Annotated in this window: 10 protein-coding genes; 6 read left to right on the top strand and 4 right to left on the bottom strand. The window is 55.0% G+C overall.

All coding sequences use genetic code 11. The features are described 5' to 3' along the window. Positions 1–278: 278 nt before the first annotated feature. Both ACP5D4_RS19165 and ACP5D4_RS19160 read left to right on the top strand, forming a co-directional pair. Positions 279–638, top strand: coding sequence for a rhodanese-like domain-containing protein (locus ACP5D4_RS19165; RefSeq protein WP_428013220.1), 360 nt, complete (start codon positions 279–281; stop codon positions 636–638). A gap of 155 nt (positions 639–793) precedes the next feature. Continuing rightward, positions 794–1006 carry a glycogen debranching protein gene (locus tag ACP5D4_RS19160; protein WP_428013219.1) on the top strand — a complete coding sequence of 71 codons (213 nt, stop codon included), beginning with the start codon at positions 794–796 and terminating at the stop codon, positions 1004–1006. A 10-nt stretch (positions 1007–1016) separates the two neighbouring features. Here ACP5D4_RS19160 and ACP5D4_RS19155 read toward each other — a convergent pair whose 3' ends face one another. Together ACP5D4_RS19155 and ACP5D4_RS19150 are read right to left on the bottom strand one after the other, a co-directional pair. Continuing rightward, positions 1017–3491 (bottom strand): filamentous hemagglutinin N-terminal domain-containing protein, encoded by a 2475-nt coding sequence (locus ACP5D4_RS19155; RefSeq protein ID WP_428013218.1) that lies wholly within the window; start codon positions 3489–3491, stop codon positions 1017–1019. 18 nt (positions 3492–3509) lie between these two features. Then, positions 3510–4004: a pentapeptide repeat-containing protein gene (locus ACP5D4_RS19150; protein ID WP_428013217.1), complete on the bottom strand. Its 495-nt coding sequence runs from the start codon at positions 4002–4004 to the stop codon at positions 3510–3512. A 124-nt stretch (positions 4005–4128) separates the two neighbouring features. Between ACP5D4_RS19150 and ACP5D4_RS19145 the strand changes: the two genes are divergently transcribed. Together ACP5D4_RS19145 and ACP5D4_RS19140 are read left to right on the top strand one after the other, a co-directional pair. Next, positions 4129–5406, top strand: coding sequence for a tetratricopeptide repeat protein (locus ACP5D4_RS19145; RefSeq protein WP_428013216.1), 1278 nt, complete (start codon positions 4129–4131; stop codon positions 5404–5406). A 246-nt stretch (positions 5407–5652) separates the two neighbouring features. Next, the gene (locus ACP5D4_RS19140) at positions 5653–5958 is read left to right on the top strand and encodes a hypothetical protein (protein ID WP_428013215.1); all 306 of its coding nucleotides are present in this window, start codon (positions 5653–5655) and stop codon (positions 5956–5958) included. Positions 5959–6067: 109 nt separating this feature from the next. Here ACP5D4_RS19140 and ACP5D4_RS19135 read toward each other — a convergent pair whose 3' ends face one another. Further along, positions 6068–6559: a molybdenum cofactor biosynthesis protein MoaE gene (locus ACP5D4_RS19135; RefSeq protein ID WP_428013214.1), complete on the bottom strand. Its 492-nt coding sequence runs from the start codon at positions 6557–6559 to the stop codon at positions 6068–6070. A 36-nt stretch (positions 6560–6595) separates the two neighbouring features. Beyond that, entirely contained in the window at positions 6596–7228 is a 633-nt protein-coding gene (recR, locus tag ACP5D4_RS19130) for a recombination mediator RecR (protein WP_428013221.1), read from the bottom strand. 423 nt (positions 7229–7651) lie between these two features. Here recR and ACP5D4_RS19125 point away from each other — a divergent pair, with 423 nt between their 5' ends. Both ACP5D4_RS19125 and ACP5D4_RS19120 read left to right on the top strand, forming a co-directional pair. Beyond that, positions 7652–8146: a hypothetical protein gene (locus tag ACP5D4_RS19125; protein WP_428013213.1), complete on the top strand. Its 495-nt coding sequence runs from the start codon at positions 7652–7654 to the stop codon at positions 8144–8146. Positions 8147–8276: 130 nt separating this feature from the next. Next, positions 8277–10673, top strand: coding sequence for a heavy metal translocating P-type ATPase (locus ACP5D4_RS19120; protein ID WP_428013212.1), 2397 nt, complete (start codon positions 8277–8279; stop codon positions 10671–10673). Positions 10674–10830: the final 157 nt, after the last annotated feature.

The following is a 10830-nucleotide window of genomic DNA, read 5'->3' as shown; positions in this document are numbered from 1 at the left end:
GCGCTTATTCAGAGAAAGCCGTCCTAGAAGGACGGGGCTTGAATCCCATTATTTTCGGTCACTAAGTTTCGCGATCGCAAATCCTTCTCGGAAGCATTTTCCCCCTTTAACGGTTCCTGTCGTCCGGAAAACGCGACGATTCCCCCCTTTTTTGGAGTAAAGCTATATATATTATAGTTATGTATATGTCAATATTTTTTCAACAAAAATTTGCATTTTTTAAAAAAATCGTTACATTGGGAGTCATCAAGTTTCAATCGTTTCAACCTATCGCTCCTATGATTCCCATTCCTGCAAGCTTACACAGCAAATCCAGCGCTCACGACTTAAAAAGCCGCCTCGACTGGGGCGAACCGGCGCTGACAATTATCGACGTGCGCGATCGATCGGCTTTCAACGCCTGCCACATCCAAGGCGCAATTTCCCTAACCCAAGCGGAACTGGTCGATCGAGCCACCGCCAATCTCGAACCCATGCGGGACATCTACATTTACGGCGCGACGGACGAAGACACCGCCGAAGCTGCCTCAATGCTGCGAGAAGCCGGCTATCAAAACGTAGCCGAACTGACTGGCGGTCTGGCCGGTTGGCAAGCCAACGGATTCCCTATCGAATCCACTTCCGCCGTTATCGGTTAATCGACTCTCGAAACCCCGAGATTTCCCAAATTCAACGGCCTCAACCCGGAACGGGTTGGGGTTTTGTCGTCCCATTTGCGCATTCTCTCCCGTTCCTGCGCCTTTTCGAGATTCCCTACAATGAGAAGCGTAGATAAAACGTGGGGAACACGCCGATGACACCTGTTTGGGTTTGCGAACAACTCGATCCCACGGGTATGGTTCACGCTTGCATCGCCAGTTGTAACGAAGAACAAGCCCGAGACTGCCTCAAATCCTTTGAAGAGAATCTCGACGATCGCCAAAAATCCGAAGGTTGGGTAGCACGTCTGCGAACTGTGGATTCCTGGGACGACGTTCCCGTCACTCCCCTCAAACTCAGCCAATAATCCCGAGGCGCTACAGTCGGCCGCAGTGTTGAAAAACGCGCCAGGAAGGGCGAGTTTCTGCAAACAACTCCACCTCTCCGGCAGCGTTGCGCCGCCAGCGGTTGGCTTCGACGAGAATCGCGGAGGAAGAGGCCGACATGGCGCGATCGCTCTTCGGCCTCTCGTGGTGAAGGTTGTCAGATTGAATTTCCGTCAACCGCCAATCTTCCCAAATCGTGGGCGTGCGCAATCGCTGGGTCGGATCTTCTGGAATGCCGCCGCGGCCGGTGACGACAAACGTATTTTCGTCAGCGATGCAGGCTGACACCACCTGACGGGAGGGGTCGAGGGGACGCACCGTCAGTTCCAACAATCCCGACGGCAGCGATAGGTTTGGCGTAACGATGTTGACGATTCCCGAGAGACCGAACTCCGAGGACGCTGTAATATCGCTGTTTGAGGTGGGGCGATCGCGAAACTGGGCGCCGAAAATGCCCGAGGTGGCGATGTCGATATTGCCGCCGCTGCCAGATACCGCGTTGGCTGCAATATCGCTGTTGTCAAGTGCCACGATGGTCTCGGCGGCGATCGCGACGTTGCCGCCGTTTCCCGCCCCGCCTGCTGTGACACCGATGCGGCTTGCCTCGTGCATTTGCAAACTGCCCTCGACCTCGAGGACGATACTGCCGCCCTGTCCCGATTTCGTCGAAGCCGTCAACCCGCCGCCGACCATCTCCAACCCGTCGGCGAACACTCGCAACGCCCCAGCGTCCCCCTCTCCCATAGCGTTGACCGAGACGATGCCCCCGTCTCGTACCGATAAAGTGGCCGTCCTCAAGGTTACGTCTCCCGTCGATCCCGTGGGTATCGCTAGAACGCCCAAAAAGGCTTGTAACGACGGTTCCAAAATCGGGGCGGAGGAGTCGATGGTACTGGGAATGGTATCGCGATAGATGCCAACCACCTCGATCGATTCCCGCGCCCGTACCTCGATGCGTCCGGCCGCCCCCGATACTAAGGTCGAGGCACTAAGCTGGCCGCCCTCGCGCACGCTCAATCGATCGGTCTCCAACAAGAGGTTTCCAGAATTGCCCTCTCCCAAGGTCGAAATTGTAATAGCACTGGGAAGGAACTGGTCGGGGTTGACGCCGACGATATCGATCTCCCGGTCAGCCCGCACTCGAATCGTGCCGCCGTTGCCCGTGCCGAAGGTGGTGGACGTTAAAAGCCCCCCATCCGCTAAGTACAGGCGATCGGTGTTGAGGCTGAGATTACCCGCGTTTCCCGACCCATAGGCGGCGGCGGAAACGTTGCTAAACAACTGACTGTTGCTGGAGGCAAAGCCGAGAACATCCACCGTCTCCGTCGTCTCGATGTAAACGTCGCCGCCCAAGCCGGAACCGAAACTCTCCGCCGCTACCTGTACCCCGTCTCGTAACGCCAGACGCGACGCACTCAGCCGAACGTCTCCCCCCCGTCCGCTGCTGAGGGTTTGATTGAGTAAGAGGGTCGTTCGCTGTCCGTCTGGGGTGATGCCGAACAGTTCGAGGCGATCGCTGGCCGCGATCGAGATCGCTCCAGCGGTGGAATTGCTGAAATTCTGAATGACAACGGTAGTCCCGTTGGCCAGGGCGATGTTGCGGCCGCGGACGGCCACAGAACCGCCGCGCAAGCCGTTGGCGGTGACGAGGCTTTGGTCGAAACTGACGTCGGCGAAGGTATCGACCTCGTCGTAGGTCGATACTCCGGCCTCGGCACTGTCTATAATGACCCGACCGACTTCGATTCCGGCGATTTCGACTCGTCCGCCGGGGGCGTCGAGAGAGGCGCGATCGAGGGTGACGGTTCCCCCGAGTAGGGCGAGGGTTTCGCCGGCGGCCACCTGCAAGCCGGGACGGGAGGCGGGAAGCGTGAGGGGCAAGTTTGTGGGAACGCCAAAGTTGACCCCCGATCCGCGAACGGCGATCGATCCCGATCCGTTGGGAAACCACTGCAAACCCAGGGGAACTGAAATCGAGAGTTGCGGTGTATTCTGCCCTCGGACGTTCCAGGTGGTGCCGTCGGCGAATTCCAGGGCGTCGGCGGTGGTGGCGAAAAAGGAACCGTTGAGGTCGAGACGGGCGTTTTCGCCGAAAATCATGCCGTTGGGATTGAGGAAAAACAGGTTGGCGGTTCCGTTAACCCCTAGCAAGCCGTCAATGTAAGAGGCTTGGTGTCCTGTGACCCGCGTGAGGACGTTAGCGATGCTGGAATCGACCTCGAAGCGGGCTTCGGTGTCGGTGGGGACGGAAAAGCGATCGAAACTGTGAAAGAGATTCTGTTGCGCCTGGGTTCCTCCTTCGATGTGGAAGGTTCGACCTTCAACTTGCACTCTCGACGGGTTGGAAAGGCTGTCGTCGGGAACGATTTGAGCGAGACTGGACTCGCTATCACTGGAATTTAAGAGCGCGATCGTGACGATCGCGGTCGGAATTCGCCACCGCTGAGACGCTCTCGGAGGTTCCATCGTTCTCCGGATCTGCGATTAAGGACAGTACAGGGAATCGCGGGTTGAAACTCCCGTGATGGGATGGGTTCCCTGGGCGTTACGACAGAGTTGTTTGACTTGGGCCCTGTCTAGAATGGCGCCGGTGAAGTCCGCGCCGTCGATTTGTACGTTGTCGAAGGTCGATCGCAGTAAAATCGTATCGGTTAACTGGGCGTTGCGGAGGTCGGTATCGACGAAGCTCACTTGGTCGAGCATGGCGTTGCTCAAATCGGCGCCGCGAAAGTCTACGTCGGTCATCCAAGAGACGCTGAACACGGCGCCCCGTAAGTCGGCGTTGTGGAAGTTGACCGATCGCAGGGTGCATCCGGCAAATTCTGCCGAGGCCAGTTGTTGTTCGGAGAAGTCGCGATCGATCAGTTCCGCTTCGCTGTAGGACAGGGCGGGGGGATACAATACCGCTTGTGCGAGGGGCGTTCCTGTCCACAGGTTTAGACTCAGCCAAACGGCGAGGAAAAATTGAAACATTGCCATCGCCAACTCTCTCAAACTTCCGATCTCTAGGGTACTCGATCGAAAAACCGACCGTTTTACCTGACGGGGCGATCGCAAAAAAAATAGAATATGTAATAGGTTTATCGCTAGGCTTGTCCGAACTATGACACAGGAGTGGTTCGATCGCGCAACGGAATGTATTCGAGCGGGGGATTACGTCGGTGCCATCGCCGCGTTGACCACTGCTATCGACAACAATCCTAGCTTCGCCCTGGCGTTCGATCGCCGAGGCAGAGCCTATTTCGAGGCGGGACGGTTGCACGATGCCATCTCCGACTATACCCGCGCCCTGGAACTGGATAAAACCTTGCGAAGTGCCTGGTACGGACGGGCGTTAGTGCGGTTGGCGTTGAAAAACTTTCCCGGTGCCTTAGCCGATGTCGATCGCGCCTTGGAACTCGACGAGAGCCACGCCGCCACCTATCAGTTACGGGGGACGATATGCCGCAAACTGGCCGACCGTCAAGGGGCGATCGAGAGTTTCAAACGGGCGGCGCAACTCTATTTAGAAGCTAAAGATAAGGAAAACTGCCAACGCTGTCTCGATCGCCTGCGGGAACTGCAACCGCCGCCGACGCCGCAACCCGAAGCCACGCCAAGCCTCGCACCGATTCCCTCAGTCGGAGACTATTACAAAACCCTGCTCGATCGCGTGCAGAAAGGGGACACCCGCGAAGTGTTAAAAGACCTCAACTGGGCGTTGCAAGCGGACAAAAACGACGATCGCGCCTACTGCTGTCGCGGTATCCTCTACGTGAAACTCGGGAAGACGCAACAAGCCCTCCAAGACTTCAACCGCGCCTTACAACTGAATCCCAACGACGCTTTCGCCTATCGCAATCGCGGCAAAACCCGGTTTCAACTCGGCGATCGCGCCGGGGCGATGGCAGATTTCGATCGCGCCTTAGCACTCGATCCCAACGATGCCTTAGTTTACGTTGCCCGAGGCAACAGTTTCCGCGACGCCGGGGATTACCCCCGTGCGTTAGAGGAATACGGACGAGCGATCGAACTCGACGCCGACGCCGCCCCCGCCTATCTCAACCGGGCGATGGCTTATACTCGCTTGGAAGAAACCCGCAAGGCGATCGAAGACTATCAAACCGCCGCCTCGAAATTCTGCGAACAAGAAGACTGGGACAACTACCACGACACCCTCAAAAAACTCAACCAACTCCAAGGCGGCGTATCCGAAGCCGCCTCGAAAAAAGCGGAAATTCCCCAAGACCACCTGCGGCAGCGATTGTTAATGTTAGTGGGAGGACAGTGGGAAATTGCCGAACGTCTCATCGCCCAAGCGAAACTGTTCTATCCCAATCGCTCTGAAGATTGGTACATTGAGAAAATCGTCTACGACATCGAACGAGAACGCGGCTTTTGATAATTGAGAATAGATAATTAGGGTGCGTGACTTGAAAAATGGGGTGTCAACCGTGAGACCGAGAAATCCTCACGCACCGCCAACGTACACCGCCTATCTTCCCATCCCTTCATCCCCTCACCTCATCATCCCCTCAACGGGAGTCAATTACAGAACTGTCATTTCTGCGTTTTACCCGGTGGACATTGCCCAGACAATGGAAGTGACAGAGGGGCATCTTACCGATGCTATTGAGGGGTTAAGGTGATGGATAGCAAAAATATACCGGAATGCCCGCGCTGCGGACGACATTCAATCGTCCAAGAGAGCGATTCTCGCTGGACTTGTTTGAACTGTAATTTTTCCAAAGACTTATCGCACGATCGACACCATCGAACGGAAGACTCGGACTCGGGAAACCTACTGACGGCGATCGTTTTTACGGGGCTGTTGGTTGCGATAACTGTCGAAGCCGCCTTCGGAACCCCCGTTAATTCAGACAATAATTCACTCGAACCCTGGACGACACCCACCTCGACGAACGCGCTGACATTTATCGCGCCGGGGAGATAGCCAATCGATCGCACATCGATTACCATAGAACAATGAGAAGAGGAAGAAGGGACTGAGCAGTCCCTTTTTTCGTCTCTGCGATGGGGCGACTTTCCCCTTCATCCCCATCTCAACAATCGGTGCGATCGCACTCTCCAATACTGACCCAGGTACTCGACCCGTCCGCCCAGCGTTCCTTTTTCCAAATCGGCGCGTTGTGTTTCAACGTATCGATCGCATAGCGACAGGCTTCAAACGCTTCCCCCCGATGAGGAGAACCCACCGCCACCAACACGCTAATTTCTCCAATCCGCAACCGTCCCGTCCGGTGGTGAATCACCACGCGGCGCACTTGCGGCCAATGGCGGCGAATCTCCGTCGCGATTTGGCGAAACACTTGCAACGCCATCGGTTCGTAAGCCTGATACTCCAAACATTCCACGGCGCGTCCGTCAGTATTGTCCCGCACGGTGCCGCTCATGACCACCACCGCCCCGTTTCCCGAATCCTCCGCCAGGGAATACACCCTGTCTAGGGACAGCGGCGCCAAGGTAATAGCAAAACTATCCCCCTCAAAGTCTTGGGGGGGCGTGGTGAGGGAGACAGTGGCGTTGAAATTCATAAAAAATCCGAGAAAATCAGACCGTTCGATATCCTATCAATCCAAATCCCGCCGTCCTTCCAAGGCGCGGGCGAGGGTAATTTCGTCAGCGTATTCCAAATCGCCCCCCATCGGTAAACCAAAGGCGATGCGCGTCACCCGCGTAAAGGGTTTGAGGAGTTGTCCGACGTACATGGTCGTAGTTTCCCCTTCCACGCTGGGATTAATCGCCAAAATCACTTCTTTGACTTCGCCGCGACTGACCCGTTGCACCAAGGCTTGAATGTGAAGCTGTTCCGGACCGATGCCTTCGATTGGCGAAATCGTTCCCCCGAGAACGTGATATTTGCCGCGATATTCTCGGGTTTTTTCTAAGGCGATAACGTCTCGGGAGTCGGCGACGACGCAAATGGTACTGTCGTCCCGGTTGGGGTTGCGGCAAATGTCGCAAACGGACTCGGCGGACAGGTGAAAACACACTTGGCAGAGTCCCACTTGTTTTTTCGCCTCCATGAGGGCGGTGGCGAGGGCGCGAACTTCTTCTTCGGGGCGTTTGAGAACGTGCAAGGCGAGGCGTTGAGCTGTTTTCGGCCCGACGCCGGGGAGTTTTTGGAACTGCTCGATCAGACGAGCGAGGGGACGAGTATAAACGGTACACCTCCGAGAGACTGCGAAAACGTTTCTTAATATACCGGGTTGCGTCGATGCGATCGATCCCCCGGCGAGACCGCTGGGAATCTTAAAGAAATTTCAAAAAAAACCACCGATTTGTCTATCTTATTATAACATTATTGAGAAGGCGAAAGCTATCTTTTTAATGAAATTTTTTGTAAAATATCAACTCAAAAAACATGAAACGAATTCTCCAAAAGCCAAACGCAGAAGTGGGCGAATACTTCGATCTAGCCTGGAAAATTTTCCAACAAAACCTTTCAACTTTTATTATCTTCGTGTTAGTTTTTAACTTACCCGTAGCCCTTATCGGAGAATTCATTACACAACCCGAGTCCCCAGGAGGAACGATCGAATCTACATCGTCGGGCATCGGAATTTTTATTATATTTTATATCTTGGCGGATCGTACTAGGTTCGATATCAGCCGTGGCCACGCCGATGGTTGCCGAACGTGCGGTTTTAGGAGGATCTATAGACGCCAAAACAGCTTTACAACGCGCAGTCCCTAAAGTTCCCATCACCATTATCGTCAGTCTCGTGACATCTATTATCGTCGGACTGGGCTTGATTTTATTCGTAATACCCGGCATTTACTTGTCTGTTAACTTCGCTTTTATCCTACAAGCGATCGCGCTTCGCAATTGTGGATTTAACGCCCTTCAGTACAGCCGAAATCTAGTTAAAGGACAATTGTGGAAAGTCTTCGGACGTTTGGTAACGATCGGATTTGGCTTTCTGATTCTCTTTCTGGTGATTGGATTTATTTTGGGGTTTGCAGTTGCTGTTGTTTCCGCCTTTCCGATAGTTCAAGTCATCTTAAATATTATCTTGTCCCTGATTTTTGGGCTAACGGGATATTTGATGTCTGTGGTTTTCACCATGTTCTTCTTGAATCTCGATTACCTCAAAAACGCGCCCGAGGGTTCCACCTAAGTCCAGTAGGGTTAAGTCTTTGGACTCGCCCCGAGGGATCGAGAGCGTAGACAAACGTACTCTCTCCCCTTCTCCACTTCGATCGATCCCTTCGATCGATCCCCTAAAAACAGACGTTTCCCTGTCATTTATGCAACTGACCGAACCCCAAAAAACCCCCCAACCCCAACCCAAGCCTCAACCCCAGACCTCCCAAACCCTCGCCCTAGACGTAGGGGGAATGAAATGCGCCGGATGCGTGAAAGCCGTCGAACGGAAACTCAGCCAAATCCCCGGCGTCAACTCCGCCTGCGTCAACCTGGCCATCGAAATGGCCACAGTCAAATACGAACCCCATCGCGTCCACGCCCAACTTCTCGCCCAAACCCTCACCGAAGCGGGATTTCCCAGCCAACCTCGCGCCACGGAAGGGCTGTCCGTAGAAGACTTAGAAGCCACAGAAGAACGTCACCGCAACGCCGCCCAAGAACAACAACAACAACTGAGGGTGGCGGTAGTTCTCATTATTTTGTCCACCGTCGGACATTTGCAAATGGTGGGACTTCCGGCGATTCCGGGGTTGAGTAACATTTGGTTTCACTTCGCGTTGGCGACGGTGGCGTTGTTAGTTCCCGGGCGTCCCCTGTTGGTGGATGGATGGCGGGGTTTGACGCACAACGCCCCCAATATGAACACTTTAGTCGGGTTGGGCGTAACCGCCGCCTATCTGGCTAGTTGTGCGGCGTTGTTTTTCCCCGATTTGGGCTGGGATTGCTTTTTTGAAGAACCCGTGATGCTGCTGGGGTTCGTGTTGCTGGGGCGATCGCTCGAAAAACGGGCGCGAAATCGGGCGGCGGCGTCGCTAAAATCCTTAGTGGGCTTACAGCCGAAAACCGTCCATTTAGTCACCAACCCCGATAACTTACAGCATCTCGACGGAAATTCGATTCTCGACCTTCCGGCGAACCAAGTGCGCGTCGGAGAGTTCCTACAAGTGCGTTCTGGGGAAAAAATTCCCGTCGATGGGGAAATCGTCGCCGGACAAACCACCATTAACGAGTCGATGTTAACCGGGGAACCGCTCCCCGTTCTCAAACAAGTGGGGGATACGGTGACGACGGGAACCCTGAACCAGTCGGGAAGTATCGTCGTCCGAACTCAGCGGACGGGGAAAGATACCACCTTAGCCCATATCGTGCAGTTGGTGCGGGAGGCGCAAACCCGCAAAGCCCCGGTTCAACGGTTGGCCGATACAGTGGCGGGGTATTTTACCTATGGGATTATGGCGATCGCCGCTTTGACGTTCCTGTTTTGGTACGGTTTCGGGACAAACTGGTTTCCGCAGGTGTTGTCCGTCAGTCACGAGTTTCCCAATTTGGGGCCGGTTCACGGGATGTTCGATCGACCCACTTCCCCCATGCTGTTAAGCTTAAAGCTGACCATCGACGTTTTGGCGATCGCCTGTCCCTGTGCGTTGGGACTCGCGACACCGACAGCCATTCTCGTGGGAACGGGAATCGGGGCGGAACGAGGCTTGTTAATCCGGGGCGGCGACGTTTTAGAAAACGTCCACAAACTCGATACCGTCGTCTTCGACAAAACGGGAACCCTAACGGCGGGACGACCGACGGTTACAGCAGTTTGGAACGCTGAATCTTTCTCTTCTAAGTCTCTGTCGGTATTGTCCTTGGCCGCCTCTGTCGAACAGAATACCAGCCATCCCCTCGCCGAAGCGATCGAACGTTACGCCAAAGAAACCGGCGTAGTCTTGCATCCCGTAAAAAACGCCCATACCGAACCGGGATTCGGCGTGTCCGCCACCGTCGAAGGTCGATTGGTTCTCGTAGGAAACCCCCTCTGGCTGGAAAAACACGGCGTCACCGTCGAAGCAGAAGCCTCGCAACAAGCCGAATCCTTCGTCCGTCAGGGAAATACAGCGGTTTACGTGGCGGTTGAGGGAACCGTGGCGGGAGTTATCGCAGTACGAGACGAGTTACGATCGAACGCCGCCGAAACTGTGCGACAGTTACAACAACTGGGATTGCAGGTGAAATTACTAACAGGCGATCGACGAGAAGCCGCCGACACCATCGCCCAGCAAGTGGGATTGCGACCGGAAGATGTCTTCGCCGAAGTGAGTCCCAGCGACAAAGTCCAGGCGATCGCCACCCTACAAGAACAAGGATACAACGTCGCCTTAGTGGGCGACGGCACCAACGACGCCCCCGCCTTAGCCAAAGCCAACGTGGGAATTTCCCTCCACGGCGGAACCGATGTCGCCGTCGAAACCGCCCAAATCGTCCTAATGCGCGATCGACTCGAAGACATTTTGCAATCAATTCGTCTGAGTCGGGCGACCTTCAACAAAATCCGTCAAAACCTCATCTGGGCGTTTGGATACAACACCCTCGGAATCCCCGTCGCCGCTGGTATCTTACTCCCGAGTTTCGGAATTCTCCTCGACCCCGCCGTAGCCGCCGCGTTCATGGCCATGAGTTCCATCAGCGTCGTCACCAACTCGCTTTTACTGCGGCGACAGTTTCGGTGATGGGGTGATGAGGTGATGGGGTAATGGGGTAATGGGGTAATGGGGTAATGGGGTGATGGGGTAATGGGGTAATGGGGTAATGGGGTAATGGGGTAATGGGGGAGAGAGGAAATGGGGAGTTTCACATCATCCCCTCATCTCCTCATCCCATCATCCC

Source organism: Baaleninema sp. (assembly GCF_049974805.1).
Lineage (GTDB): Bacteria > Cyanobacteriota > Cyanobacteriia > Cyanobacteriales > Geitlerinemataceae > Baaleninema.
This window is presented reverse-complemented; position numbering and strand designations above follow the sequence as displayed.